Origin of the sequence: Mucilaginibacter tolerans (assembly GCF_030519375.1) — a bacterium.
Lineage (GTDB): Bacteria > Bacteroidota > Bacteroidia > Sphingobacteriales > Sphingobacteriaceae > Mucilaginibacter.
On sequence record NZ_JAUMKB010000006.1, the window covers coordinates 66,467 to 93,244 of the forward strand.

24 protein-coding genes are annotated in these 26,778 nt (G+C 41.5%); 8 read left to right on the top strand and 16 right to left on the bottom strand.

Going from position 1 to position 26,778, the window contains the following annotated elements; translation table 11 throughout:
• Window positions 1-103: 103 nt before the first annotated feature.
• Window positions 104-676 carry a thiamine diphosphokinase gene (locus Q3A68_RS10235; RefSeq protein ID WP_302900984.1) on the top strand — a complete coding sequence of 191 codons (573 nt, stop codon included), beginning with the start codon at window positions 104-106 and terminating at the stop codon, window positions 674-676.
• A 249-nt stretch (window positions 677-925) separates the two neighbouring features.
• On the top strand, window positions 926-2,053 hold the full coding sequence (locus Q3A68_RS10240; RefSeq protein ID WP_302900985.1) for a DUF6515 family protein: 1,128 nt from the start codon (window positions 926-928) through the stop codon (window positions 2,051-2,053).
• Window positions 2,054-2,119: 66 nt separating this feature from the next.
• Here the strand turns inward: Q3A68_RS10240 and Q3A68_RS10245 are convergent, their stop codons facing one another.
• The 6 genes from Q3A68_RS10245 to Q3A68_RS10270 form a co-directional block, all read right to left on the bottom strand.
• Entirely contained in the window at window positions 2,120-2,809 is a 690-nt protein-coding gene (locus Q3A68_RS10245) for a peptidoglycan DD-metalloendopeptidase family protein (protein ID WP_302900986.1), read from the bottom strand.
• A 12-nt stretch (window positions 2,810-2,821) separates the two neighbouring features.
• Entirely contained in the window at window positions 2,822-3,193 is a 372-nt protein-coding gene (gene rbfA, locus Q3A68_RS10250; RefSeq protein ID WP_302900987.1) for a 30S ribosome-binding factor RbfA, read from the bottom strand.
• Between the two features lie 92 nt (window positions 3,194-3,285).
• Complete coding sequence (locus tag Q3A68_RS10255) at window positions 3,286-4,515, bottom strand: ABC transporter permease (protein WP_302900988.1); 1,230 nt, start codon at window positions 4,513-4,515, stop codon at window positions 3,286-3,288.
• A gap of 103 nt (window positions 4,516-4,618) precedes the next feature.
• Window positions 4,619-5,254 carry an MBL fold metallo-hydrolase gene (locus Q3A68_RS10260; RefSeq protein WP_302900989.1) on the bottom strand — a complete coding sequence of 212 codons (636 nt, stop codon included), beginning with the start codon at window positions 5,252-5,254 and terminating at the stop codon, window positions 4,619-4,621.
• Window positions 5,255-5,266: 12 nt separating this feature from the next.
• Window positions 5,267-5,872 (bottom strand): gliding motility lipoprotein GldD, encoded by a 606-nt coding sequence (gene gldD, locus Q3A68_RS10265; RefSeq protein ID WP_302900990.1) that lies wholly within the window; start codon window positions 5,870-5,872, stop codon window positions 5,267-5,269.
• Complete coding sequence (locus tag Q3A68_RS10270) at window positions 5,869-6,669, bottom strand: shikimate dehydrogenase family protein (RefSeq protein ID WP_302900991.1); 801 nt, start codon at window positions 6,667-6,669, stop codon at window positions 5,869-5,871. The genes gldD and Q3A68_RS10270 overlap by 4 nt, the downstream gene beginning before the upstream one ends.
• A gap of 195 nt (window positions 6,670-6,864) precedes the next feature.
• Here Q3A68_RS10270 and Q3A68_RS10275 point away from each other — a divergent pair, with 195 nt between their 5' ends.
• Window positions 6,865-8,244 (top strand): aspartate kinase, encoded by a 1,380-nt coding sequence (locus Q3A68_RS10275; RefSeq protein ID WP_302900992.1) that lies wholly within the window; start codon window positions 6,865-6,867, stop codon window positions 8,242-8,244.
• Window positions 8,245-8,307: 63 nt separating this feature from the next.
• Here Q3A68_RS10275 and Q3A68_RS10280 read toward each other — a convergent pair whose 3' ends face one another.
• From Q3A68_RS10280 to Q3A68_RS10295, 4 genes are all read right to left on the bottom strand, one after another.
• Window positions 8,308-9,864, bottom strand: coding sequence for a hypothetical protein (locus Q3A68_RS10280; RefSeq protein ID WP_302900993.1), 1,557 nt, complete (start codon window positions 9,862-9,864; stop codon window positions 8,308-8,310).
• Complete coding sequence (locus tag Q3A68_RS10285) at window positions 9,865-11,709, bottom strand: glycosyltransferase (protein ID WP_302900994.1); 1,845 nt, start codon at window positions 11,707-11,709, stop codon at window positions 9,865-9,867.
• A gap of 108 nt (window positions 11,710-11,817) precedes the next feature.
• On the bottom strand, window positions 11,818-13,860 hold the full coding sequence (locus Q3A68_RS10290) for a cellulose biosynthesis cyclic di-GMP-binding regulatory protein BcsB (protein ID WP_302900995.1): 2,043 nt from the start codon (window positions 13,858-13,860) through the stop codon (window positions 11,818-11,820).
• Window positions 13,861-13,871: 11 nt separating this feature from the next.
• Window positions 13,872-15,218, bottom strand: a complete 1,347-nt coding sequence (locus Q3A68_RS10295; protein WP_302900996.1) for a sensor histidine kinase — start codon at window positions 15,216-15,218, stop codon at window positions 13,872-13,874.
• Window positions 15,219-15,339: 121 nt separating this feature from the next.
• Between Q3A68_RS10295 and Q3A68_RS10300 the strand changes: the two genes are divergently transcribed.
• Entirely contained in the window at window positions 15,340-16,425 is a 1,086-nt protein-coding gene (locus Q3A68_RS10300) for a glycoside hydrolase family 5 protein (protein ID WP_302900997.1), read from the top strand.
• 60 nt (window positions 16,426-16,485) lie between these two features.
• Complete coding sequence (locus Q3A68_RS10305) at window positions 16,486-17,466, top strand: acyl-ACP desaturase (RefSeq protein ID WP_302900998.1); 981 nt, start codon at window positions 16,486-16,488, stop codon at window positions 17,464-17,466.
• 105 nt (window positions 17,467-17,571) lie between these two features.
• Here the strand turns inward: Q3A68_RS10305 and Q3A68_RS10310 are convergent, their stop codons facing one another.
• On the bottom strand, window positions 17,572-17,901 hold the full coding sequence (locus Q3A68_RS10310) for a hypothetical protein (protein WP_302900999.1): 330 nt from the start codon (window positions 17,899-17,901) through the stop codon (window positions 17,572-17,574).
• A gap of 115 nt (window positions 17,902-18,016) precedes the next feature.
• Between Q3A68_RS10310 and Q3A68_RS10315 the strand changes: the two genes are divergently transcribed.
• Together Q3A68_RS10315 and Q3A68_RS10320 are read left to right on the top strand one after the other, a co-directional pair.
• Window positions 18,017-18,874, top strand: coding sequence for a YitT family protein (locus Q3A68_RS10315; protein WP_302901000.1), 858 nt, complete (start codon window positions 18,017-18,019; stop codon window positions 18,872-18,874).
• Between the two features lie 71 nt (window positions 18,875-18,945).
• Complete coding sequence (locus tag Q3A68_RS10320; protein WP_302901001.1) at window positions 18,946-19,968, top strand: aldo/keto reductase; 1,023 nt, start codon at window positions 18,946-18,948, stop codon at window positions 19,966-19,968.
• 126 nt (window positions 19,969-20,094) lie between these two features.
• On the opposite strand, the gene Q3A68_RS10325 is transcribed toward Q3A68_RS10320, so the two are convergent.
• The 4 genes from Q3A68_RS10325 to Q3A68_RS10340 form a co-directional block, all read right to left on the bottom strand.
• Complete coding sequence (locus Q3A68_RS10325; RefSeq protein ID WP_302901002.1) at window positions 20,095-20,589, bottom strand: nuclear transport factor 2 family protein; 495 nt, start codon at window positions 20,587-20,589, stop codon at window positions 20,095-20,097.
• 182 nt (window positions 20,590-20,771) lie between these two features.
• On the bottom strand, window positions 20,772-21,440 hold the full coding sequence (locus Q3A68_RS10330) for a DUF1349 domain-containing protein (protein ID WP_302901003.1): 669 nt from the start codon (window positions 21,438-21,440) through the stop codon (window positions 20,772-20,774).
• A 15-nt stretch (window positions 21,441-21,455) separates the two neighbouring features.
• Entirely contained in the window at window positions 21,456-22,223 is a 768-nt protein-coding gene (locus Q3A68_RS10335) for a DUF4846 domain-containing protein (protein ID WP_302901004.1), read from the bottom strand.
• 18 nt (window positions 22,224-22,241) lie between these two features.
• A complete protein-coding gene (locus Q3A68_RS10340) occupies window positions 22,242-23,009 on the bottom strand; it encodes a M15 family metallopeptidase (protein WP_302901005.1) in 768 nt (255 codons plus the stop codon).
• A gap of 107 nt (window positions 23,010-23,116) precedes the next feature.
• On the opposite strand from Q3A68_RS10340, the gene Q3A68_RS10345 reads away from it, so the two are divergent.
• Window positions 23,117-23,905 (top strand): helix-turn-helix domain-containing protein, encoded by a 789-nt coding sequence (locus tag Q3A68_RS10345; RefSeq protein ID WP_302901006.1) that lies wholly within the window; start codon window positions 23,117-23,119, stop codon window positions 23,903-23,905.
• Window positions 23,906-23,962: 57 nt separating this feature from the next.
• On the opposite strand, the gene Q3A68_RS10350 is transcribed toward Q3A68_RS10345, so the two are convergent.
• On the bottom strand, window positions 23,963-26,503 hold the full coding sequence (locus Q3A68_RS10350; protein ID WP_302901007.1) for an ATP-dependent Clp protease ATP-binding subunit: 2,541 nt from the start codon (window positions 26,501-26,503) through the stop codon (window positions 23,963-23,965).
• Window positions 26,504-26,778 lie beyond the last annotated feature (275 nt).

A 26,778-nucleotide genomic window follows, 5' to 3' on the forward strand; every position in this document is an offset into this window, starting at 1 on the left:
AGTTTTATACTAACAGGTTGAATATTAATACCAAACTATTTACTTAATTTTCGGTTGAAAAGAAACTGGCCACCGATCACTGATTAATAAGTCACTGAACCCCATGTCCTCTCATCATATCGTCCGCGAAAAGCAGGAGCCTGCACTACTGGTGCTGGGATTGGACACGTTTCCAGCCGAGATGCTTGGACAATTGCTGGAATGGAACCCCACGGTTATCACCACAAGGGAGACTGCTCAACAGTTAATCGATTTCGGCATTAAGATCGACTGGATCATTACTGATAATCCACATGAGAATATTCAATCAAACGTAAAGTTTATGCCGGTAGGTAATGACACACCTGCTGAGGCAGCTTTAAAATACCTGGTTACGCATAATTATCCGGCAGTAAATGTCATTTGTGATGATCTGCAATTAAAAGATTACCTGTTTTTTGCAGACAAGATCAACCTGGTAATATTTCATAATGAACAGAAGATTTATCCCGTTCATTCCGGTTTTAGTAAGTGGAAACCTGCCGGCGATAAAATCGAAATATTGACCCATCCACATGAGGTCCGCTACAGTGGTTTGGAATCTTTGGGCAACCATCAATTTACCACCATGCATGATGGTTTTTTCAGTCTGCGGTTCGATGAGCCGCCTTTCCTGTTCATCGCTGAAAGAATTTAAAAAAATCAGCTTTGCTCTTCACCTATTTGTTAAAACAACACATTGTTTAACGTAAATTAAAAAGAATCCCAACTTGTTTATTATATTTACGTTTTACAAAAGGTCATGGTGTAAACCTCTTTTTTGTAAAAGGCAACTTTTTGCTGATTTTTTTAACTGACTCATTAAACCTTTAATAATTAACTTAGTCAAATAAAGTAACTAAGCCGAACCCCAGCGCAGTTATCAAAAGGATAATCATTCAAAATCATGAAAAAGACATATAAATATTTGTTTACCCTGGCTGTAAACGGCTTATTATGTTCGTTTATAGCACTCTCTGCTAATGCTCAGCATAGGAATAGCAGCAGCGGTAGCAGTTCATCCAGCGGAAGCTCATCAGGTGGAAGCTCACGCCCATCCACCAGCAGTTCGTCCGGTGGTGGAAGTCCAAGTTTCAGGCCTTCGTCAAGCAGCACACCAAGCAGTAGTTTTCATCCGTCAAACGGCGGCTTTGTACAGCGCCAATCAAATAATAATGGAGTTAACAGACCCGGTATTGGCAACGGCGGTTTTGTACAGCATCCGTCAGGTGTTGGGTATGCAAGACCGGGGGTCAATCCCAACAGCCGCATTGCCATAGCTCCGCAGCGTTTTACAAATCCGGGGTACGGTATTGCCTCTACACATCGGGTTGGTATTGTTAACCCTGGCGTAACAGCTTATGGAGGCTCCAGCACTGCACGCAGCTATGTGGGCACCCGTGGCTACATCGGTGAAGGTGGTCGTGCTTCGGTAGGTGTTGGCGGTCATGGTTTTTATGGCCCTTCTTATTGGAGAACACGTGGTTATTACCACTATTATCATGGCTATTATGGCACTTACTATGCTCCACGGTTAGGTTTCAGCATTGGATTTTTACCATATGGATATTATCCATTCTATTATGATGATGCTGAGTTTTTCTATAGCGGCGGTTTGTTCTATCAATATGATAACAACGAATACACCGTAGTTGAACCGCCGATTGGTGCTGAAGTAACCACCCTGCCATCAAATGCACAATCTATTGTAATCAACGGCGAGCAGTATTATGAAGCTAATGGGGTTTATTATCAACCCATTACCAAAGATGACGGCAGCATTAGCTACCAAATAGCTGGTAAAGACGGCGAGTTAAATACAAATAATCCAAACGGGGATATGGAACAGCAATTACCTCAGATTGGTGATATCGTTCTGTCACTACCTCCAAATTGCCGTAAGATCAGCCTGAATGGAGAAAAGTATTATGTATCTGAAGATGGTTACTACTACCAGGAAGCACGCGACAATAACAATAATAAAGTCTATAAAATTGTCGGCACACCAGACGACGGTCCTTCTGATCAGCAGTAATCCAACCAAATAATATTTAAAAAGGGATGAGAATGTTTTCATCCCTTTTTTGTGCTTGACCAATTCTTATTCGAATCGCAGGATCAGATTGGGATCTGGAATATTTTGCAGATAATTCTCTCTCTCTGAATAATAACCCACACCCGGATAATCCCCCCGTTTGCCTTCCATATCAAACATCAGCTGAAAATGCAGGTGAGGCGGCCAGTGCCCATTCACTTCCTGGTTGCCAAATACGGCTATTTGTTCGTCTTTGGCTATTGGTTTTCCAACGGTCAATTCAACAATGCTTTCACGGTTTAAGTGGCCATAAAGCGTATACAATGTTAGGCCGTCCAAATCATGTTGCAGAATGATGGTCGGACCATAGTCTCCAAAATTGTTATTGTTCTGAAAGCTGTGTACTATACCCTTTAGTGGTGCATAAACCGGCGTTCCTGCATCCGCCCAGATATCGACGCCTAAATGTAGCCGGCGGGGCTCGTCTTCTGTATTAAATAACTCACTGCGGGCATATAGCGTACGATGCTCCATATAACCACCGATACCGTAACGACAATTATTTTCCGATAATTTGGAATTTACCCAGGCACTAAATCTTTGTGTATCAAGAATATCCTCCGGACTTAATTCAGTATTGGACGCCGAGAAATCGAACTGAAAAAGGCGGTCTGTTTGAGGGTTGTAGTCGACTACTATGCCTACCCTTTCGGGGTACGATTGGATATAGTTTGATAATAGGGCGTGCTTATCCATTAAGCATTACTATTACTCTGTATCCGGCTGTCTTTCTTCCCTGCTTATTTTATCGAAGATCTTATCCATGCGCTCAACGTACTCACTGGTATCGTCGACAAAAAATTCCAGTTGAGGGATGATACGTGCCTGGTCTTTTATGCGGGCTCCCAGTTTATAGCGGATCTCTGAAGCATGCGCTTTAATAGTATTCAACGCCAGTTTGGTATCACTAATATTAAAAAAACTTAAAAAAACACGTGCGATCGCCAGATCGGGTGTCACCCTTACTTTGGTAATGGTGATCAATGTATTTGGCAAAAGGTTTAAGCCTTCACGCTGAAATATAGCTGCTAAATCCTGTTGTATTACTCCTGCAAATTTCTGCTGACGTTTCGATTCCATGTGTTTTAAGCTCTAAATTCTAAGTACTAAACTCTAAATCTCTAATTCTGTTTTACTCTCGCCAACTGCCTTTCGCCTTGCGTCAACCAAATTTACAATTCCTCTTTGATCTCTGCGAGTCTTTTAACACTTAATCGCGCACTAATCCCGGATGCTATTGCACCTATGGCGGCTACGGTTAAAAACACCAAAATAAAATCGGTGAATTTCATTGCAACCGGGTAGGCATCAATGGCGGTAAGGTTGTCACCAAATTTGATAAAACCAAACTGTTCCTGCAAAATACAGAAGATCAAACCTACTGCCATACCTGCAACGCAGCCAATAACAGATATCATCATCCCCTCGAAAAAGAAAATGCCCTGTATCAGTTTTTTATCGGCACCAAGACTTGTTAATATGGCAATATCCTTCTGCTTATCAATCACCAGCATGGTGAGTGAGCCAATAATGTTGAATATGGCAATGATCAGCACAAATACGAGGATCATAAAAATAAACCAGCGTTCGTAGTTCAAAGTCTTGTACAGATCGGCATTTTGTTCGTACCGGTTTCTGACGGTGAACTTTTCACCTATTTTATCTTTTATCTCGCTTTGTACTGATTGCAGATCGGTGCCGTTCTTATAGTTAAGGTCGATGTGCGAAACATTAGTGGGCTCATTGAGCAGGTCGCGCATAAAATCGATAGGCGTGATGATCAAACCGTTAAAATCCTGCTGAATATTGAATATGCCCGACGGGTAAATATATCGCACCTCAAAAGCGCTCAATGGGTCCGCCCCGCTGGATGCATTTCTGCGTGGCGAATAGATCTGTAGCGGCGAAAGCTGATCGTGAATATTGACAGACAATTTACCCTGCACTGTTGCACCTATCACAGCGTAATTGTGCCCATTATCCTTAAGCGTAAACGAGCCTTTTTCGACCGTACTATCCAGTTGCTTATTGTTCAGGAATTCATCGCTTACGCCCATTACCGTCCCTATGAACTGCCCGGTAGTTCCATAACGGATCAGCGCTTTTTCTTCAAGTACCTCGGTATAAGAGAACAGTTTGGCATCCTTATGCAAGGCATTAAAATAAGCTGTATTCGGGTTGAACGTCTTACCCTGTTTTGGTTCGATCTTTATTTCGGGCGTGAAATTGCTGTACAGGTTCAGGATCACCTTTTCAAAACCATTAAATACTGATAGAATGATCACCAAAGCGGCACTGCCAATAAATGCTCCCAACATAGATACTCCGGAGAGAATATTGATGGCATGCATCTTCTTCCTCGAAAAAAGGTACCGTTTTGCTATGTAGATCGAAATATTCACTTTTGGGTAGTACGGTGCAGGTTATACGTAGTGCGTTTTGTTAATTCATTATAATTGCGCATGCTATTTTACGTAAAACATATCATGTATAACGTAAAACCTACTAAAAAAATGGATTATGCTTTTTCTCAAATCCGATAGTAGTTTCAGGACCATGTCCCGGATAAACCACGCAATCATCAGGCAGGGTGAATAGTTTTTCTTCGATATTACTGATCAATTGGTCATAGTTTCCTCCCGGCAGATCGGTACGGCCTATGCTTCCCCTGAACAATACATCCCCTCCAATCAAGATATTGTCCGGTTCGTCATAGAAGCAAAGATGTGCAGGCGAATGACCCGGAGCGAATATCAATTGCAGCTCGGTATTACCAAAAGAAATGGTTCCGGTTTCGGGTAAGTAGTGGTCGGGCAACGGCGAGGGTTCATACCTGAAACCCATTTGCGGCGCGTAAGCCGGAACCGAAGCCAGCACATAAGATTCACCTTCGTGAAACTGGGGCTTTAATCCATACTGGTCGAATATGAATTTATTGCCCAACACATGATCGATATGACAATGGGTATTAAGCAGCAGAACGGGTTTCAGCTGGTTATCCCTTATAAAATTCACTACTATGTTCTGCTCAGAAGCAGTGTACATTCCCGGATCGATGATTGCACATTCGCGGGTTTCATCAAATAAAATATAAGTGTTCTCCTGGTAAGGATTATTGACGAATGATCGGATTTTGGACATTTTTATTTCGAATTACTTCCACCTAAACGTTTTGATCATGGTATCGATATCCTTCTTCACAAATTTCAGCACAGGTTGTATCGAATCCAGACGTGGGGTATTGTTGAAATAGAGCGCACCACGCATATAATTTTTTACGCTATCGGTAATAAAAAATTGTACTGACGATGCAGCATTGCCATCGATAGTATAGTAGATGCCATAAACCTTCCTTTCGGTATTGTGAATGATAGCCTGGTCGATTGAAGTGGCTTTTACCGAGTGTTTAAAAGCAAAATTCCGGGCATCCTCGGTCAGCTCGTCAAATACCTTTTTTGAGGTAATGCTCTCATAGCTCAGGTGAAGTGTACCGTTAAACTGCGGGAACTGCATATTGAGCAGGTATTTCATGTTAGACAGTTTCTTATCCTTTCTTTCCGGAGCAACATTAGTATCCTTTTCTATCGCCGCATATTTAGGGTAAATGAAGGTAAAAGGGTATCGACTGTTATATTGCTGGTATGCCTTCTCAGGAAAAACGATACGGAAATAGCCACGTGGTTTTGGTGAATAGTCATGGTTGCCGTTACAGGCTGCCATCAATAACAAAACAGGTAGAAACCATACTAATTTCTTCATGGATATATTTTTTTTGAATTCCATATCTCCCAGGATCTTTCAGCCTGCAATACTAACATTTCGTATCCATTTTTTGTAGTGGCGCCCATTTCGGCTCCCTTTTTCAAAAATAAGGTTTCTTCAGGATTGTAGATCAGATCGTAAAGCAAGTGATCATCTGTAATTGCTTCGTATCTTATAGGAGGGCACTCATCCACTTTAGGCGACATGCCGATAGGCGTTGTATTGATAATAAGTCTGTGCTGCTTGATATGATGCGGTTTTAAATCGCTGAACAAAATATGCCCGGGCGCAGGCTTCCGCGTAACCACTTTAAAATTGATACCCAGGTTATCTAATGCACATTTAACCGCTTTAGCGGCACCCCCGTCGCCCAAAACCAATGCCTCATCGTGGTGGCGCCTCAATAAAGGTTTTAACGAATGTTCAAATCCGTAGATATCGGTATTGAAGCCTTCCAACCTGAAATCGTGACCTTTTATACCCACTTCGCCAGTAAAAGCAGCGGTGACCGGACTCTCAGCTGTGATCCGGATACAATTGACTGCACCTGCTGTGCGGGCATCATGCTCAATCCAATCCAGATATTTAAGTACATTAATCTTATGCGGAACGGTAACATTCAGTCCAAGCAAATTTGGATGGCTTTGCAACAAAGCAGGCAACTCGCTAATATGTTCTATCGGAAAAAGATCGTATTTCGTTTCTGTTATTCCTTCCGCTTCGAACTTGGCAGTGAAGAATTTTTTTGAAAATGAGTGAGAAAGGGGGAAGCCGATAAGGCCGTACTGTTTCATTTTAAAATATGAGATTTGTGTATAGGAGTATGGGACCACATCATGCTGTAATATTAGTAAAATAATAAGAAAGGATTGGACTTTATTCCTAAGAGTCGGTTAAATTCACTACTCTCTGCTCGCCATTCATTGTACCCTGATCACTAATCTCCAATCTTTAAGCTCTATTTCCCAAATATTTAATAGTTTCGCGGCATGCTTACTGTTGAGAAGATCGGTGGCACCTCGATGAGTGCGCTTGCCGAAGTATTGAATAACATTATTTATTACGAGCGCCAGGGCGAAAGCCTGTATAACCGTGTGTTTGTGGTGTCGGCGTTCTCGGGCGTTACTAATTTGCTGCTCGAAAATAAGAAGACGAAAGAACCGGGTGTTTACCACCGTATTGCCAATAACGAGGATTTTCACGATCTATTGAACCAACTGGTTGCCCAACTAAAGGAGATCAACAAAAAATACGAAACGCTGGGTTTGGACGTTGCCGTTGCCGATGCTTTTATTGAGAAGCATGTGAAAAAGGCAGAGACGTATCTGGAGAATTTGGTAGATGTACTGGCGTCGGGCTATGTGAGCCGAGAGGGTATTTTGCAGGCAGCACGAGAGATCCTGGCGTCGATAGGCGAAACCCATTCGGCTTTTGATTTGTCAAACATACTGCAAAACAAGGGCGTAAATGCAAAGTTTATTGACCTGAGCGGATTTGACGATATGCGCCCTTTTACCATCGATCAGCGTATCCGAGACGTATTTTCGGGTATCGATCTGGCATCATGCATCTGCATTGTAACCGGATACGCCAAAGGTACCGAAGGTATTATGCGCGAGTTCGACCGCGGTTATTCGGAGGTGACCTTCAGTAAAATTGCACAGATATTGAAGCCTGAGGAGGCTATTATTCATAAGGAGTACCATCTTTCAACCGCCGATCCAGGTCTGGTTGGGGTGGACAATTGCAAGCCTGTAGGTTTTACCAATTACGACATAGCAGATCAGCTGGCCGATGTAGGTATGGAGGCGATTCATCCAAAAGCATCCAAGCCTTTGGAAATCAATGGGATCAACCTACGCATTAAAAATACATTCGAGCCGGCCCATCCGGGTACATTGATCACTCAAGATTATGTGTCGACCCTGAAGCGTGTAGAGGTGATAACGGGCTACGACAAGATGCTGATTATCGATGTATACGATCCGCTGATGGTAGGCAACGTGGGCAGCGACTTACAGATAATGCAGGTATTTTATGATAACCGTATCAGCTATACATTTAAGGCTACCAGCGCCAACAGTATTTCGATTGTGATATGGGAGAGCGACTTCTCGCAGAAGCTGATCGACGACCTGGAAGCCAAATTTGAGAAGATCACGGTGGAGAAGGCAGCCTTAGTATGCTTGCTGGGCACCAATATGGATCAGCCCGGATTACTGGCGCGCAGCACAGAGGCATTGGCAAAGGAAGACATCAACATTATCAGTGCCGGCATGGCCCTGCGCAAAGTGAACATTCAGTTCCTGATAGCACGCGAGCATTTTAAAACGGCCATTATTGCACTGAATAAGGCGGTGGGGCAGTAGTTCAGTGGGCAGTTAGAAGTTGGCAGGTTTTTTATAATTCTGTTATGCAAGCTGCCAACACAATTACAACACCTTATACAACACCCAATCCCCCGTCTCATAAACCTTTTGGAGGCTCAGGCGGCTGTCGGATTTTCTGATGGCAGGCAGGTAGCGGCTGTTAAGTTGGGTGTAGCCGGTAAGGATATTCTGATCCGTAGCTACAAGAATATAGTTTACGTAATGCTCCGGAGATTCGCTCGAGCTTAGGTACGATTCCTGGTAAGGCATGGTTAGGCGTCTCACATGATGCGTAAAGGCAACTACCTGGTAGGCAATGGCGTCATCCACCATAATCTGTGCGTTTGTTGGCAGGGAGTTGATATAATCCGCCATTTCCATATTATCGCTTTGCTGATCGACAGGCATAGGGTTGAATAATACCTTTACAAAATCCTGTTCCTCTACAAGGAAAGATTTTTTCAGGAAGAAATAACCGGTCACCAATTGGAACAACACCAGCAAACTCAGTAATATTTTCATTCTGATCTGATGTTTTGATTCATGCACTTTAAGCGTCACGCAAAGCATAGCCAATACCAGGAAGATCAGGAAATATTCCTGGGAAAGAAATATCTTGTCGTATTTGATCTGCAAAAACTCCACAAAGGCAAATGGTGCCGCTATAGTCAATATCTGATAAGAGCTTTTTCTAAAGAGATAAATCGCCAGTAATATCATCGGACAAAACAGAGCTATACTGGCAGTCACAATCGGCGATAACTGAGATGAGTGATAGTGCGCAAAACTGGTTGCCTGTTCAAAGTTGATCTTATCTGCCAATACGGTCCAGGTAGCGTATGGGCTTTCAATAAAATAGTTCAAGTCATTGGCGTGTGTCAGGTTCAACATTTTGTAGATCATGATCGACGCCAATGGCAGAATAAACAGGATGATATAAATAGCAAAGGTCTTGTTCACCAGTTTACGGCGTAACGCCGGACTATTGAAGCTTTGGTATAGTCGGAAAATGGTTTCTTTTTCGCCCAAATTAAGGCTCTGGGTAGCAATAAACAATACTAGTGGTATAAAAAACAGGTTGAGCCAGATAAACTTATAATCGCAAAATACCAGTATCACCAGACAAATACTCGCGATAGAAATATGGAAAGTAGTATTTGACGAGTAGAACCTGATGATATGAAAAAAGAATAAATAGAAGAACAGCAGTACCATGTAAATAGACTTACCTGAACAAGCGCTGTACAATAATCCCGGATGAAACAGGAATAGCACAATGAGCAGCAGCAGGTAAAAGTCGTCATTCGTACGTTTTATCAGCGTAGTGCACATCACATAAAAGAGTAACGCAGTACCTAATGCCGATGCTATTACAGGGGCCAGCTGCGAATTGATCCACGAGAAGCAAACCGTTCCGTAAAAAGGCAATATAGGCGTTGTGAGGCCCATTACCTTCAACCGGTTACCCAATCCTTCAAACAATATCTTGCTCTTTTCGATAAAGAAAAGCGATTCATGATTATAATAGCCCAGCCTGTTCAGGTAAATGCCCATAAACAAGTAGTACACCGCGATAAATACCGTGATCAGAATAAGATATAATTTTCTTCTGTTCCCCATTTAGTTGATTACGTTGGTGGCGCTATTAATTTTACTCAAACCATGAGTGGTTTTTTCCCAATAAAACGGCTTCACTATCAATTGATACAAACCCATGTATGCCGCTGCAGAGTGCATTAGCCAATAAACCGGGTTGGCAATGGAAAACAGGATCAGCTCGTAAAAACGGCGCTTAAATACTGCCATCATATTTACATAGATCATCAATATATTCCCTACCATCAGGTTGAATATGGACATGAACAATACCCAGTCTGGGAATAATGTCTTAATAGCTGCGAGGTTGAACACCACATAGGCTAAGAATATAAACAGTAGTATAGGATATACCAAAAAAGTGATCGGTGTAGCGCCAACAAAGAAATTGAACCCTATAAATCCCCTGAAACCAATTTTCTTGATCAGTTTTAGTGGATTACGCATATGCACCAGGTAGGTTTGCATATACCCCTTAATCCAGCGTGAACGCTGTCGGATCCAGTTAAATGGTTCGTTGTTGGCTTCCTCGTATGTGGTCGAGTTTACAATAGCTACTTTGTATCCTTTTGCATAGGCCCGCACACCCAAATCGGCATCCTCGGTCACATTAAACGGATCCCATGCGCCTAATTCGATCAGGTTTTCCATTTTAAAGTGATTACTGGTCCCGCCTAACGGAATAGGGATATCCAGTGTATCCAGTCCGGGCAGCATATAGTCAAACCAATAGGAATACTCAAGAGTAAACATTCTGGTCAGGAAGTTCTCGTTACGGTTAAAGTAATTTAATGCGCTTTGCACACAGATATAGTTATCCGGCAATTTATTAAACAGGGTAACTACCTTTTTAAGCTGGTCGGTATCCGGGATATCTTCTGCATCGTAAATAGTAAGGTATTTACCACGGGCAAAGTGCAAACCGTAGTTACATGCTTTGGGCTTGGTTTTGGGCATGTGAAACGGCACAACAATAACTTCGAAAATTGCGGGGAAGTCTAAACCGCGAACCGCATTCAATGTCAAATTATCATCCTCTTCAATCAGTAGTTTTATATCCAATTGCTCGCGCGGATAATCTAAACTTTGGAGGTTCCAGATCAGTTTTTTGATCAGCTTATCTTCTTTATAAACGGGTAACAGGATAGTGTAAACCGGGAGCTCTTCGTCTTTTATATTCCGCACTTCTTCGCGCCCGACGGCCTGAAACAATTCAAACCTTGAGCCAACCAGTGAAAGGAAAAGCTTAAAGATGATAGCAATGAGGAAGAACAAACTCATTGCCACATTCACTATAATAGTAACGCTCTTGAAGTTCAGCACCAAACCCGTAGCCAGCGCACCTATGATAAGGAAAATGAAAACCAATTGCCCGGTAGTAAAAGTTGTAAGGGCCGAGCTCTCTGCATCATGGTTTAATAATTCAAATACAGATGATTTAACATAGTCCTGTCCCAGCAACTTATGTATCATCCAGGTGATTTCCAGGTCGTCAGCTACGATTACCTGCGGCTCCATATTATAGGTCATTCTGATAAAATCGAGAAACAACTGATCAGTTGGATCAGCCATCAGGGTGACGACCCTTTTTTTCTCTATTCGTAGTGGTATGGCAAGGTGGGCGTCGGCAAATGAAAGCTCGATCTTATCCAATATCTCTTTATCAAATTTCTCTTGTCTAACGGGCTTAAAATCAAGCCCCGCATTGGCCATCGAACGCTCATAATTTTTGCGGGATATATAACCATGGGTAAGCGCTATTTTGATAAAGGATAGATCTGTTTTAGCAGAAAATTTTTCAATCTTTTCCCGATCACCTGGCGTAACAAAGCCATCATTAACCAAAAGTTCAGGAATTGATATCTTCATTTTATAGGTATAAAAGGTATTCGTTTTATTGAGTAACCTCAGATAGTATCGCTCTAAGGCTACTCAAATTAAATTCAGGCGCTCTTGTCTTATTTAAGCAACTCGCAATTATTCGTTAAACAACTCCTGCGATTTTTGAACTTTTGAGCGTACATATAGGAATGACATTAATATCAGCACAAGTATGCCGAGTAATATGTACAGGTTATAATTTTCCCAGAAACGTGTTAAGGCGCTCTTGGTATCTACATACTCCAGGTTCTCGCTTGATTTGTTGATATTGAATAAGTATTTATTACCGTTTACGTCAGCCACACACACATTGCTCGACAAGGTCGATAACTGTTCGGTGATCGATTTGGAAGCTGCTGTAAATGCATCCGCTTTTTCTTTACCAGTAGCAGTAAGCACCAGTACGGCATTATTGCTGCGACCGTAGAATATCTGTGCCAAACCGTTTGATACAGAGTCGGAGAGTGAGTAAACCGGTTTGTTGTTCTCGTTGTTGTAAAGGCGGAAGTCCTTTTGGAAACTGATCGGCGCATCAGGGAATTTGTCTAGCATCTGGTCGTGCTGAGATAAAAGGGCAACGATATTGTATTTCTTAAGATCGGCATCCTTCATATCATCCGAATAAACAAACTCAGGAAAATTATTTGAGTTGATATTGTTGTTCAATTCGTAAATAATCTCGCCCATTGCCGTAGCAGCATACTTAGCATATTCCTTGGTTACCACAATACGGGTAGTACCGGTATTGAACGCTTCGGGATACTGATAGAAACTCAAATCGTTGGTGATAAAAGGATTCTTTGATTCAAGGAATGATTTATCTACATCGATCTCGGCAAAGAAGTTAGTAAACGAGTTGATACAGTTGCCGCTGCTTGGATAGATCCTGAACTCAGCCTCTATGGTATTGTATTTATGGTGCTGATAACGGTTGATAGTTACTGATGTATTCAGTTTACCTGATGCATCCAGCCTCTCACTACTGATGAGGGCTCCGTTCAGATAAACATTAAAGTAACCACGGTCGCCAGGAGAAAGGCTGCTGTAGTTTGCCACAAAATGTATATCAACTTCCTTTGGGGTAAAGCTAAAATCGCTGTTTTTGAAGCTGTATACGTTGGTTAACGAACCAATACCCGACATGAAGTTTGGTGCACCACCAACCTGCCTTAAGGTCAGCTTCGAACGGTTTTCTTCAACAGTTTTGAAGTAGTTATTTTGAGCATTGTCGATCAGGATATACTGACCGAATGATGAATTCAGAATATTCATATTACCCAGTGCGGTAATGGTTTTTTCGTAACCATTATCATCAGCGCCGGTCACAAACAGCACTTCACCCGGCTCAGTAATCTTCGCATCAGATTTCGCAGTGTCTTTATAGGTTACCAATGCTTTGCTCAAGAATAATAAACCCTGGTTAGCTTTTGGTGTAACGGTGATCAATGATTTTTTACCGGCAGACAGGCTGCTCCAGTTACCTACTTCAATATAATTTTTAACCGTATCAGGAAGCTGATCAGCAGGATAAACCTTGATATCCTTGTTCATTGCTTTTTTAAGCCTTGAGTATGCCCATGCTACCGCCTTTAAGTCCTTCAGCGACGGATTCGGAGGGTAAACAATCGCTTTTTTTGATTCAAAGCAATTGCTCAGGTTTACATTTTTAAAGAAATTATCATTTGTTTTTATCAGTGATAAGTATGAATAGTTTTTCACCTTTACCCACATCGCCGGGTTATCAAGGTCTTTACACTTATCATCTGATACGGTGAGCAATGTTTTTACCTGTATCTTCAGGAACTTGTCCGATGAAAGATCTTCGGGGGTTAAGTTGATCGATATTTTTTGGATCGTGTCTTTGTTAAGACGGGCGCTATAGGCCGGACGATCGTTAATAACGATGTTCACAAAAGAATGATCTTTTATTAAAGCCTGGGAAGGCTCGATATATAATACCAGCTTGCTTCCCCTCATCTCAACAAGTGGGCTTACTTTTAAATAGAATGAACTCGCTCCGATCATTCCATATATTGACTCATCGTCATGTCCCATTGCCTTGAATGATACAATGCTTTGCGCTATTGATGCCGTACTTAACAGTAATGCAAGAGCTAAAAGGCTTAAAAATTTATTCATTTGTTCTAGTATTAATTGATCACGTTGAATTCTACTCTAAAATAATTTCCGTTTTCGTCGCTCCTGTAAGCCAGCTCGCCACCCATTTCCTGGGTCATCAGCTTAGCTATTGACAAACCCAGGCCTAAGCGACTTTCTACATTGCCGGATGCGTCGTTTAATGTTTTTAGTTTGTTAAACATCATATCCAGCTCTTCCTGGCCTATAGCAATCCCTTCATCCACAATTTCGAAGATGAATTTTTGACGCTGAAGGCTGGTAATTACCTTGATGCTATTATTTGTTTGGGAAAATTTAATGATGTTGGATAGTAAATTCTGGAATATCTGACCTGTAAATACGCGATCGAGTTTTACATTGAGGGGGAGTTTTAAGATGTTGTCGATCAGGTGAATATTTTTCATTTGGGCGGTTTCAACCAGGCCCCTGTATACATGCTGTACTTCTGTATTGATGTCGAATATTTCGAGGTTGAATTTCATTTCAGGCGCTTCGATTTCGCGTACATCCATCAATTTATTCAACATATACTGCATTTTTTCAGCCGATTCGCCTATGTAGCCTACAAACTCTTTCTGATCGGTGCTTAGCCTGTCTTCTTCCTCTTTCACCATGTTGTTACTCATAATGATTGAACCTATCAGGTTTTTAAGATCGTGACCCGCAATATTGATAAAGCTGTTTTTTTGCTCGTCGAGCTTGCGCAGTTTTTCATACTGCATATCGATAATGTTGTTTTTCTCAGATATATCCCTGTTCTGTTCTTTTAACTGCTCGTTTGATTTTTCAATCAGTATCTGGGAGCGTACTTCACGTAAAATTACTTTATAACGGGCATTAGGGATAAGGCAAGAGATAATGGCGACTATGAAAAAGTATTGCCCTCCGTTATTGATAAATATATCTGCACCATAATCGGCAAACAAATTAAAGAATAGTGTAAGCAACAATATGGCTACCAAAGTTTCAGCCACCGAGTTAATGGGCTCCCAGAATACCTGCAGGTTGAAGAATAAAATCACTACAGAGTACAAAAGAAAGTATACATTCAAATCCTGCGGGCTAACCAGTGTACACAATAGGGCAGAATTAGCCGAAAGCAGGAAAAAGGCCACGTGTAACAACAACCGGTAATTATTCCCTTTGCTTTGGTAAAAATTAAACAACATGTAAATTACCAGAACAATGATGAGGCGAACAATAAAAAACTGAAGCCAAAGGCCGGGAGTATAAATGAAATCAATTATGCTGAAAAGAGGGAAAAGGAATATAATGGACCAAATAACTATGTTAGTCTGATACCAGGCCTTTTTGGTTATCTCTTTTAATAATTCGTCTTTGTTGATCTGAACAAACATTATAATTAGTTTTCTTAATTTATAATAAGATTAAACCAGTTGTTAATTTAGTACGCTAATAAAATAAAATTAAGTGAAAATATTGCCGTATTCAACATTGTTTATTAACAGGCTGTTAGGAATGGTCTCACTTTTAACGTTATTCATAGCAATTGGTTGCGAGGCGCAGTCGTCTAATAATCAGTCCGCTGTATTTAAAAGAGCTCAATCTCTTGATAATGGTGTAAGCATTCCCTGGCTCGAGCAAACGTGGAACAAGAACATATTAGATAGCAACGTTATCTCAACATCCGATTTCCGTTTATTAAAACAACTAGGCTTCAAATGCATCAGGCTTCCTGTAGCCTTCAGATATTTCCAAACCAATAATTCCTTCGACCCAAAGCTATTTGAGCGTATTGATCAAATCATCAGGTTGTGCCATTTATACGGGTTCAAGGTAGTCATTTGTTACCATTCGGGGAATTTAGATGAAAACACCTATGCATCTGAAAGTCAAAGCATTATTTCTTTATGGAAAATGCTTGCAAAAAAATATTATCTGCAAAGTGCGGACGATCTCTTCTTTGAGTTGTATAATGAGCCGCCCCATATGAACCCTGATACATGGCAAAATGCAGCAAATGAGATTATTAAAGCCATAAGGAAAGTCGATGCGAAACGCACCTTAATAGTAGGCGCATCTAACTTCAACAGCATTTATGAATTGAGTCGCAGCACTCCGTTGAATGATGATAATATTATCTATACTTTCCATTTCTACGAACCATTCTTCTTTACTCACCAGGGAGCTGAATGGATAGGCGACCAGGTTGCTACTACCGGAGTACCATTCCCATACAATGCTGAAAATTTTCCGCCGCTAAACCCAAAGGCAAAAAATACCTGGGGCGAAACCAATTATTACCAGTACCGCACGGACGGCAATGAACAGTCAGTAAAAGATAAATTACAAATTGTAAAAAACTGGGGGCTAAAATATAACGTTCCTTTATTATGCGGAGAGTACGGTGTTTATAATAAATATGCCGATCCGGACAGCCGCTGCCGGTATATTAAAGCGGTAAGGCAAACTTTAAAAGTGTTGCACATACCCGGAATATTATGGGATTATAATAGTAATTTTTCCATTTTTAATGGTAAACCTTCCTTATCAGATCTGCCTGATTGTATGAAAGATGCATTAAATTACAACCGGAAAAACTAAAATAAATAGTTCACGCTTTACTTATTATAAATAGTTACCTTTGCAAACTATATTATAATCATGAAATTTTTTGAAGAGCAGCGCAGAGAAGTTATGAAGCATATTGAAAAATATATGCTCCAAAAAATTAACGAGTATCTGAAGCCCGTGGAAACTATCTGGCAACCGTCTGATTTTTTACCCGACTCAACCCGCGAAACCTTCTTTTCAGAAATCAAAGAGTTACAGGAAAGTGCTGCTGGTTTATCTTATGACCTGATTGCCGTTTTAATCGGCGATACGATTACCGAAGAAGCTTTGCCTACCTACGAATCATGGCTAACCATGGTTGAGGGTGTTTCAAAAGATGAAGAAGGCGGCTGGATGAAATGGACCCGCCATTGGACGTCAGAAGAAAATCGCCACGGCGACTTGTTAAATAAATATTTATACCTTTCGGGCCGGGTAAATATGCGCATGATGGAGGTATCTACCCAATACCTGATTGCCGATGGCTTTGACATCGGTACCGGCACCGACCCATACCGGAATTTTATTTACACATCGTTCCAGGAACTGGCAACCAATGTTTCGCACCGACGCGTGGCTTCACAGGCAAAAAAAGATGGTGATACACTGCTGTCAAAAATGTGCGGCGTTATTGCCGGTGACGAAGCACGTCATGCCAAAGCTTACAAATATTTTATCGAAAAAGTATTTGAGGTCGACCCAAGTGAAGCCATGATAGCTTTTGAGGATATGATGCGTAAAAAGATCGTGATGCCAGCCCATTTCCTGCGTGAAGTAGGCTTAAAAGTTGGCCAAACCTTTGGTCATTTCACCGATGCAGCCCAGCGTTTAGGTATTTATACCGCTATCGACTATGTAGATATCCTGAAAGAGTTGATTGAAGACTGGCACATCGAAAGCGTTAAGGATTTGAACGAAAGCGGTGAAAAAGCACGTGACTATATCGTAAATCTTCCTGCACGTTTACTGCGCGTAGCCGAAAGAATGAAGAACCCAATGCTGGAATATAAATTCAGCTGGATAAACGGGTAATCTTTTAAAGTCTTAAGTTCTGAGTTGCAAGCCTTAATGTCATTAGTCATTTTTGATCTTATTTTCTGACTTCGGGCCTCCGACCGCTGACTTCCGACTTCAAAATCATCCTTCCAAAATCAGGTCTGTCCCCGCTTTACCTGCAATTATTTTGAACAGGTCATTCAGGATGGATTCCACTGTTAATGAATTCACATCATCAACATAATGTTCGCTGCGAGTAATGTGCAGCTCATCCTGCTTTACTTCAATGTGATATAAAATATCTCCCGGATACAAATCGGGTTGAGTAATTTCAATCGCATTATCTGAACGCGTAACGGTAAAATTCAGTTCCGTTTTTCGTTGTTTGCGGAAAAGAGGGTTGAGTTGCTGCCGAATCAGTTCAAATAACTCATCGGTGTTAATTCTTTTATGCAGGGTGATGACTTTCATAGCTGCAGATGTTATATAAAATACCTACAATCCGTACTCTACTTTGTTTCTCTTTTACCTTTGATGGCAGCTGCCCCGAGCGTTTTTTTTGAAAATTATTCAGCTATCTTTAGGCATGAAAGTAAGGACCGCTATTGAGCAACTTATAATGATCATTCTGGGCATTCTATCTGCGGGAATGGGATTAAAAGGCTTTCTTCTTTCCAGCCATTTTATTGATGGAGGCGTAACAGGCATTTCTATGCTGGTAGCCGACATAACCAACTTGCCCATATCCATACTGATCTTTGTGATCAATATGCCTTTTATCTTTTTAGCCTACAGGCGGCTGGGGCTTTCTTTTGCAATTAAAAGCGCAGCAGCCATAGCAGGCCTTTCGCTTTGCCTGGCATTTTTGAATTATCCCGATGTAACACACGACAAACTACTTACTGCTGTGTTTGGCGGATTTTTCATTGGTGTCGGCATAGGATTTGCCATAAGAGGCGGCGCTGTGCTTGACGGAACAGAGATAGCAGCATTGTTGGTAAGTAAAAGGTTCCAATTGTTTAAGGTGAATGACATAATATTATTACTTAACGTGATCATCTTTTCAGCGGCGATGTTTTTCCTGGGTGTCGAGTCAGCACTGTATTCTATTCTTACTTATTTGTCGGCCTCTAAAATGATAGATTTTATTTTAAATGGTATCGAGCAGCATACTGGTATTACAGTGGTATCGGGTAAAGGAGAGGAAATCAGAAAGGCCATAACAGACATGGGACGCGGTGTAACGGTATATGAAGGAAAAAGTGGGTATGGAAAGGACGGGTATGTTAATGATACGCGGGACATCATTTTTACTGTTGCTACCCGGCTGGAAATACCATCGATAAAACAAAAGATACTGGATATTGATCCTTCGGCATTTATTGTCCAGCACAGTATTGATGACACAACAGGCGGATTGCTCAGAAGAAAGGGACATCACTAGTTTTGATGGTCTGCTGACAGTTTGCTGGTACCGATAATATAAATTTACCTTCGTTAAAACAGTAGCATCAAATGAATTATAAATTATTAGGCCGTTCGGGTCTTAAAGTTTCGGAATTATGTCTGGGCACCATGGGCTTCGGTACCGAAAACGGCTGGGGCGCGGATAAAGAAGACAGCTTTGCTATTATGGACGCCTATGCAGAAGCGGGTGGCAATTTTTTGGACACGGCTAATATGTACAAACTTGGCACCAGCGAAAACATCATTGGTGAATATCTGTCTAATCATGACCGTGACTATTTTGTAGTGGCTACCAAATATTCACTAAAGGATAATACCACCAATCCCAACGCATCAGGCAACAACCGTAAAAATATGATGCGCAGCGTAGAAGAAAGCCTGAAACGTTTGAAAACTGATTTTATCGACCTGCTTTACCTGCATATCTGGGATGACCTGACCCCGATTGACGAAGTATTGCGCGGTATGGATGATTTAGTTAGGCAGGGTAAAGTAAACTATGTAGCGATAAGCGATACACCAGCCTGGATAGTATCAAAAGGAAATACTTTAGCCGAATTGATGGGCTGGAGCCAGTTTGTAGCCCTGCAGGTTGAATATAGCCTGATTGCCCGCACGCCGGAACGCGAACTGATCCCAATGGCAAAACATTACGGAATGACCGTTACTCCATGGGCACCTCTGGGTGGTGGTGTATTGACTGGAAAATATATCCGCGGAGAGCAGGGCCGCATTAAACCCGAAAGTAAGCGGCGTAACGATAATGCCATGGAAATCGCAAAAGCAGTGGTATCGGTTGCCGATGAATTAGGTGTATCGCCAGGCAATGTTGCCTTGAAATGGACCATGCAACAGGGTTTCCATTGTATTCCAATTGTGGGAGCCACTAAACTATCTCAATTAGAAGACAACCTGAAAACCGTTGAAGTTTCCTTAAGCGAAAAGCATATCAAACGACTCAACGATGCGAGCTCTATTGAATTAGGCTTTCCGGGAGAGTTTTTTAGAGAGGATGCTGTGAAGATGAACACATTCGGCGGATTTTATGATAGGGTAGAGAAGAGGGGATAAAACATATTTGCTGCTTCAGCTAGCATTACACCGCTCAATTGCCGCGGACAGAACATTATGTAGACCGATGAATAATGAAGAGCCCCTCCTGTATCAACAGAAGAGGCCCTTTTATGTAATGATAAATTATTTCGCTGCTTCTTTCGATGCTTCTATAAAAGGAGTTTCATCATAATAAGAAATCTCCCTGGCTATTTTCCCATCTTTATTAAATTCATCAAATTGAACCATATAAACCTTAGCCGTTTTCTTAGTCTTTTTATTGACCGCACTTATTGTCCACCATGACTGCACGGTAAACGGATCTTTATCATATTGCAACCCATCAGGATAACCCTGCTTGGTGACCGTAATTTGTTCCCATCCATTGTAAACATCCACCCAACCCTTTTTTGCGGCTTCCAGATTGACCGGTTTGGCACTCGAAGGGTCATAAAACTTAACCGTATCTGAATACAGTTTTGCCATGCCGTCCCAATCTTGTTTCAAAAAAGAAGCCATAGAATTATTTACAACAGTGATGTAGGGGTGCTCTTTGAAAATAGTCCCGTTTTTTTGGGAGTCCTGAGCGAAAACGTTGCAAGTGAGCAGCGTAAATACTGCGATCAATAGTTTTTTCATAACGTTTAAAGTTTAATTGGTGAAGAGAAAGAATGTGTATTACAATATATGAAATTTATATCATTATCATATATTTAATATGTTCTTTTTGAGAAAGTTACAGTATTTAACTACAATATTTACAGCGGTGAAATTTTTGTAATACAAACGATATTATTAAATCAATAATATGACTGAAAAACTTACTCGCCGATATAAGGGTCTTTAATTTTCTGATTGGAATAGGTAATATTTGTAAAAATTACCTTGCAATTTTTACCCGTTGGCGACTGTGCCAGAAATCCCAATTTAATAGGTTTTGATGTATTAAACTGCAGGTGCCTGATCAGGAACCATTTCTTACCTTCGACGGAATAATAAAGCGTGATCACATTATCTGCTTTGGCAATTTTATAGAATACCTGGTTGCCATCAAGAGCTACCGAATTGCAGTCATCCGAAATATCTTTGGTCACTACGCTCACTACCCGGTGCATGCCAGTATAGTCCTTTTCGAAGCAAAATTTTATCCAGTTCAGTTTATCAGCTTCTAGCATAATAGCACCGCCGTCCCATTTATTAATGAAATCGTGATGTATCTCTGCTGTCAGTACAAAGTTTGGGTCAGCTGTAAATGATAACCTGGGAGCGTTATCCGTATTGTAAGTCACATTGGGGTCGCGGAACATATCGGTCTTCTCACCTGCTTCAATAAAAATGCTTTCCGGGTTTATTTTATAGCTGATAGGTTTGTTTATCCATGATAGTGGATGCGGGATCTTTGAAAATTTAAGCGGTTGCGCTTGTGAAGTGATATTGACAACCGACGCCAATAAAATAACAGTGATGATTTTAGCGAGTTGATTTTCCATAATATCAAAATATAATCAATCAAACCTTCTCAAATATTGTGGCGTAACCAGGTCTCCATACCATATATTGGTGATCTTATCCATAGTAAACCAGCATTGCCCCTGGTCATATTGCAGCACCTGCAGATTCTGCGCGGGCATGAAGCTTTGCGCCAGCAGGAACTGCTTTTTATGCTGACTGTTCTCAACCACATCCATTACAATAAAACAGTGCCCAGGCGAGCCCCCATGTATAAACACATCTCCGGCTTTTAAATCATCTGGATCGGCTACTTGGTGTAACTCCTTTTCCAATGACAAAGTCCCGGCATAAGAAAACACCAGTTCCATATACCGCATAAAGGTCGGATAGCTATAATCCTTTTTAGCTTGAAGAGCCCAATGGTCATTATGATAACGGTATCCATTTGCGTAATGCATATAATCGCACTTAAAACCGCTCACAAAATTAAAGCTGATCTCATTGTACCTTTTTGCCTGGTATAAATACTCGCCACGAAGCCGCATCACCACGTCCGCACATTGCTGTAAGTCTTGCTTTCCCACACTAATGTCTACCACAGCTGCAGTTTCAATATCTGTGTGTGCTATAGCACCGCTGTAGGTTTTGGTGTGAGTGCCTGCAGGTTTAAGTGGAAGCATTTGCAGCCATGCGGCAAAGCTGCCGGGTACTACTTTTTGCTGGGTGTACCTGTCAGGTGTCTTAAAACGGGCTAATACATTATCCACAGGGGTGAATGACGAGAACAGACCAAGGGCTAGGACGACTAAAATAAGTCTCATGATTTGAGGTTTGATATACTAATTTATCAATTCCGGGCGGTATTCAAAATGCATCGTATCAAAATGATACCACTTGCCACCCCATATAAATCCGTACTTCTCAAATATATCCACGATGGTTTGTGGTATCCTGTTTTTATATAAGAAAGTAGCATCCTCATTCGTGCATTTACAGGCCCATTGCCAGTAATCGGAATATGTCGTATTAATGTCGATAGTCATCCCAAAGCTATGCATGCTGTGCCTGTTGGTTCCAGCAATATTCCGCCAGGCAAAGGTACCCCCAATGTTCATCAGATATTTTTTCAGTTCCGGATGTACATCCAGTTCTTTTGATATTTGTACTAAGTTTTTGTCAATGCCATTGACAGTCGTCACTTTTATCTTTTGTCCTACCAATTTAGGGCACCATGTAATTTCGGTTAAATGTTGACTTACTTGCTTTGCGGTCGAACCATAAATCTTCATAAAAAAAGCCTCATTCCTGACCCTGCCCGGATCAAAATTCTTACCAGGTGGCGAATTTAATTTTCCAGTTGAATATGGCTGCCCGAACATATCTTTCAGGTCAGGCTTTTCAAGCAGGTCTTTAAATGATTTATTCTTTAAGCCATCATTCCAAAGCAACTGCGTGCCATCTTTAAACAGCAAATGGTTGTTTGAGAAGCCAGAGACCCAATTACCATAGTATTTGATCAGTTTTTTTGCAGCAGGAGGTATGGAGTCCTGCGCGGATGCACATAGAAAAGGAAAAAGAAAAATTAAGCCGAATGATATTCTTCTCATGGTAGAGAATAAAATTAGGTTTTTTGCATCAGTATGATGTACTTAATCTAAGTATCATTTTATTTCGATATATTTTGCTTTCTACGCCGATTGATTAATTTTAATCGATGGCGCATAACGACCTGCAAATTGAACATTACTCAGCATCAGAACAACTTAAGCCTTATGTGAAAACGTTCTTGTTTATAAACAGTATCGATGGAGCTGATAACAGGCTACTACCCGATACATCCATTGTTCTCGCCTTCCGAATTAAAGGCAATATCATTGATCAGTCGCAGGATGAGGCCCGAAATTTGCCCCAGTCAGTTATTACGGGTTTGCGCAAATCGCCGCGATTTCTGTCCTATGCCGTATCAACAGCCTGTCTGCTGGTAATTTTTAAAGAAGGTGGCGCAGCAGCCATCTTTAAAGAACCGCTGCACGAGCTTTTCAGTAGAAGCATGTCATTAAATGAGATCATCCCGGTAAGTCAATTAGAACTAGTAGAAGAGCAATTAATCGAGGCGGAAGATAATAAACAAAGGGTGGGTATTGTTGAGCGTTTTCTGCTTTTGCGATTAGACGAGCGACGTGCAGACCAGATGGTTGTCCGGGCTATACAAAAAATAAAACAGACAAGCGGCACTATCAAAGTAAGCGCCCTGGCCAGCGACATGGCGATTAGCCTTGATCCATTCGAGAAACGTTTCAGAAAAGTAACCGGGATATCGCCTAAACAATTTGCCGTTACGGTGAGGTTCAGAAACCTGATCAATCAATTTTCTGCAACCGAAAGCTTAACCGAACTGGCACTTACAGCCGGGTATTTTGACCAGGCACATTTTATTAAAGACTTTCGCACGTTCACGGGCATGTCGCCACGGGAATTTTTCAAAACGGAAGCCTGGTGGTAAAACAAAAACCCCGTCAGTATTCACCGACGGGGCCTTCTTATCTTGAAAGAAGATCGATTATTCCTGTTCTTCTTCTTTAGGCTTTTTGTTTTCGCCTTTTTTTGTTTTGTCAACCACTTTGATCTGATCTGCTTCCTTATCGTAATCCACTTCCATGGTATCACCCTCAACTAGTTCGCCTTTCAGTATTTCTTCGGCAATTGGATCTTCCAGATATTTCTGGATAGCGCGTTTCAACGGACGGGCACCGAACTGTGAGTCGAAGCCTTTGTCGGCGATGAACTCTTTTGCATTGTCTGTAAGTGCAATCTTGTAACCAAGCGTATTTACACGGCCAAACAATGAAGCCAGCTCGATATCGATGATCTTGAAGATCTCTTCTTTGCCCAGCGAGTTGAACACGATCACGTCATCAATACGATTCAGGAACTCCGGTGCGAAAGCACGTTTCAAAGCGTTTTCAATGACGCCTCTTGAGTGCGCATCAGCCTGATTAGTTTTGGCTGCTGTGTTGAAACCAACACCCTGACCGAAATCTTTCAACTGGCGTGCGCCGATATTAGAGGTCATGATGATAATTGTGTTTCTGAAATCTACCTTGCGGCCCAATGAGTCGGTTAGCTGACCTTCGTCCAATACCTGTAACAGGATATTGAATACGTCGGGGTGAGCTTTTTCGATCTCGTCCAGCAGGATAACTGCATATGGCTTACGACGAACTTTTTCAGTCAGCTGTCCGCCTTCTTCGTATCCAACATAACCCGGAGGCGCACCAACCAGTCTTGATACAGCGAATTTTTCCATGTATTCGCTCATATCGATCTGTATCAGGGCATCCTCGGTGTCAAACATAAAACGTGCAAGCTCTTTTGCCAGTTCGGTTTTACCTACACCTGTAGGACCAAGGAATATAAATGAACCAATAGGTTTCTTAGGGTCTTTTAATCCGGCACGTGTACGTTGTATTGCACGTGTCAGTTTTTTGATCGCTTCTTCCTGTCCAATGATCTTGCTTGAGATAGTTTCAGCCATTTGGAGCAGTTTCTGGCTGTCGGCCTGTCCTACTCTCTGAACCGGTATACCGGTCATCATAGCTACTACTTCGGCAACGTTTTCTTCAGTTACGGTATAGCGTTTTGATTTGGTCTCAGCTTCCCAAACTGCTTTAGCCTGTTCCAGTTCTTCCAGCAAGTGTTTTTCGGTATCGCGTAGTTTTGCGGCTTCCTCATATTTCTGGCTTCGAACAACTTTGTTCTTTTCAATTTTGATCTGCTCGATCTTGGCCTCCACATCCAGGATGTTCTGTGGAACATGGATATTGGTCAGGTGCACACGTGAACCTGATTCGTCCAGTGCATCAATAGCTTTGTCTGGTAAGAACCTGTCGGTAATATACCTTGCAGTTAAACTAACGCAAGCGTTAATTGCTTCAGGAGTATAAGTTACGCCATGGTGCTCTTCGTATTTATCTTTAATGCGGGTCAATATCTCGATGGTTTCATCCGGAGTAGCCGGCTCAACCATTACCTTCTGGAAACGACGGTCCAAAGCACCATCCTTCTCAATATACTGACGATATTCGTCTAAGGTAGTAGCGCCGATACATTGAATTTCGCCCCTTGCCAAAGCAGGTTTGAACATATTTGACGCATCGAGTGAACCTGAAGCACCACCAGCACCAACAATAGTATGTATCTCGTCGATAAATAAAATTACGTCAGGTGATTTTTCCAGTTCGTTCATTACCGCCTTCATGCGCTCTTCAAACTGGCCGCGGTATTTTGTACCGGCAACCAAGGAAGCCAAATCAAGGGTAACTACACGTTTGTTAAACAATACGCGTGATACCTTACGCTGAACGATACGCAGTGCGAGTCCTTCAGCGATAGCTGATTTACCAACACCGGGCTCACCGATCAGGATCGGGTTGTTCTTTTTACGGCGTGATAATATCTGCGATACGCGTTCGATCTCTTTCTCACGACCAACGATAGGATCCAAACGGCCATCTTCGGCAGCTTTGGTCAGGTCGCGACCGAAATTATCGAGTACAGGTGTTTTCGATTTAATATCAGATACTTTTTTAGGCTGACTGAAAGAATCTTCTTCCTTGAAATCATCCTCGCCACCGGTTGGTGAGCCAGGCATTTCGTCGGTCACATCATTTTTGTGGGATTCTACTTCACCCTTAAATATTTCGTAGTTAACATTAAACTGCAATAAGATCTGCGATGCTATATTATCCTCGTCGCGCAGAATAGATAACAAGAGGTGTTCGGTACCGATTACATCGCTCTTAAATATCTTGGCTTCCAGGTAAGTGATCTTTAATACTTTTTCCGCTTGTTTAGTCAGCGGAATACTTCCAATGTGGACATTGGTTCCGATGGTGCCCTTAACGGCATCTTCAACGGCACGACGTAGTTTGGCGGTATCAACATTCAATCCTTTCAGCAATTTAATTGCAATACCGTCGCCGTCGCGAATTAGCCCAAGCAAAAGATGTTCGGTACCAATATAGTCGTGTCCAAGGCGTAAAGCCTCTTCCCTGCTATATTGAATAACATCCTTAACCCGCGGCGAAAATTTAGCTTCCATATAATACCTTTCCAAAATTATGTACGTCCTAATTTAACAATTAGTTTGCTTGAACATTAAGACGTCTGTTTTATTCTACATTTTATGACAACAATATTGCCAATAATCATTTTGCTTTAAAAACAGACACTATTATGATTCGCAATCTATCAAAGAAAACTTTTATTACAAGTATATTTTGATAAAAAACTGTTATAACAGCCATTAATCATCGTATTCCTGCACCTTAACTTATTGACAATGAAATCACCAAAAAGTTTAACTTTTCAAATCCA

Excerpts from the sequence above, each read along its gene's own strand:
- Q3A68_RS10235 (WP_302900984.1), top strand. The coding sequence starts at position 104 with ATGTCCTCTCATCATATCGTCCGCGAAAAGCAGGAGCCTGCACTACTG.
- Q3A68_RS10240 (WP_302900985.1), top strand. The coding sequence starts at position 926 with ATGAAAAAGACATATAAATATTTGTTTACCCTGGCTGTAAACGGCTTA.
- Q3A68_RS10245 (WP_302900986.1), bottom strand. The coding sequence starts at position 2,809 with ATGGATAAGCACGCCCTATTATCAAACTATATCCAATCGTACCCCGAA.
- rbfA (WP_302900987.1), bottom strand. The coding sequence starts at position 3,193 with ATGGAATCGAAACGTCAGCAGAAATTTGCAGGAGTAATACAACAGGAT.
- Q3A68_RS10260 (WP_302900989.1), bottom strand. The coding sequence starts at position 5,254 with ATGTCCAAAATCCGATCATTCGTCAATAATCCTTACCAGGAGAACACT.
- gldD (WP_302900990.1), bottom strand. The coding sequence starts at position 5,872 with ATGAAGAAATTAGTATGGTTTCTACCTGTTTTGTTATTGATGGCAGCC.
- Q3A68_RS10270 (WP_302900991.1), bottom strand. The coding sequence starts at position 6,669 with ATGAAACAGTACGGCCTTATCGGCTTCCCCCTTTCTCACTCATTTTCA.
- Q3A68_RS10275 (WP_302900992.1), top strand. The coding sequence starts at position 6,865 with ATGCTTACTGTTGAGAAGATCGGTGGCACCTCGATGAGTGCGCTTGCC.
- Q3A68_RS10280 (WP_302900993.1), bottom strand. The coding sequence starts at position 9,864 with ATGGGGAACAGAAGAAAATTATATCTTATTCTGATCACGGTATTTATC.
- Q3A68_RS10285 (WP_302900994.1), bottom strand. The coding sequence starts at position 11,709 with ATGAAGATATCAATTCCTGAACTTTTGGTTAATGATGGCTTTGTTACG.
- Q3A68_RS10290 (WP_302900995.1), bottom strand. The coding sequence starts at position 13,860 with ATGAATAAATTTTTAAGCCTTTTAGCTCTTGCATTACTGTTAAGTACG.
- Q3A68_RS10295 (WP_302900996.1), bottom strand. The coding sequence starts at position 15,218 with ATGTTTGTTCAGATCAACAAAGACGAATTATTAAAAGAGATAACCAAA.
- Q3A68_RS10300 (WP_302900997.1), top strand. The coding sequence starts at position 15,340 with ATGGTCTCACTTTTAACGTTATTCATAGCAATTGGTTGCGAGGCGCAG.
- Q3A68_RS10305 (WP_302900998.1), top strand. The coding sequence starts at position 16,486 with ATGAAATTTTTTGAAGAGCAGCGCAGAGAAGTTATGAAGCATATTGAA.
- Q3A68_RS10310 (WP_302900999.1), bottom strand. The coding sequence starts at position 17,901 with ATGAAAGTCATCACCCTGCATAAAAGAATTAACACCGATGAGTTATTT.
- Q3A68_RS10315 (WP_302901000.1), top strand. The coding sequence starts at position 18,017 with ATGAAAGTAAGGACCGCTATTGAGCAACTTATAATGATCATTCTGGGC.
- Q3A68_RS10320 (WP_302901001.1), top strand. The coding sequence starts at position 18,946 with ATGAATTATAAATTATTAGGCCGTTCGGGTCTTAAAGTTTCGGAATTA.
- Q3A68_RS10325 (WP_302901002.1), bottom strand. The coding sequence starts at position 20,589 with ATGAAAAAACTATTGATCGCAGTATTTACGCTGCTCACTTGCAACGTT.
- Q3A68_RS10330 (WP_302901003.1), bottom strand. The coding sequence starts at position 21,440 with ATGGAAAATCAACTCGCTAAAATCATCACTGTTATTTTATTGGCGTCG.
- Q3A68_RS10335 (WP_302901004.1), bottom strand. The coding sequence starts at position 22,223 with ATGAGACTTATTTTAGTCGTCCTAGCCCTTGGTCTGTTCTCGTCATTC.
- Q3A68_RS10340 (WP_302901005.1), bottom strand. The coding sequence starts at position 23,009 with ATGAGAAGAATATCATTCGGCTTAATTTTTCTTTTTCCTTTTCTATGT.
- Q3A68_RS10345 (WP_302901006.1), top strand. The coding sequence starts at position 23,117 with ATGGCGCATAACGACCTGCAAATTGAACATTACTCAGCATCAGAACAA.
- Q3A68_RS10350 (WP_302901007.1), bottom strand. The coding sequence starts at position 26,503 with ATGGAAGCTAAATTTTCGCCGCGGGTTAAGGATGTTATTCAATATAGC.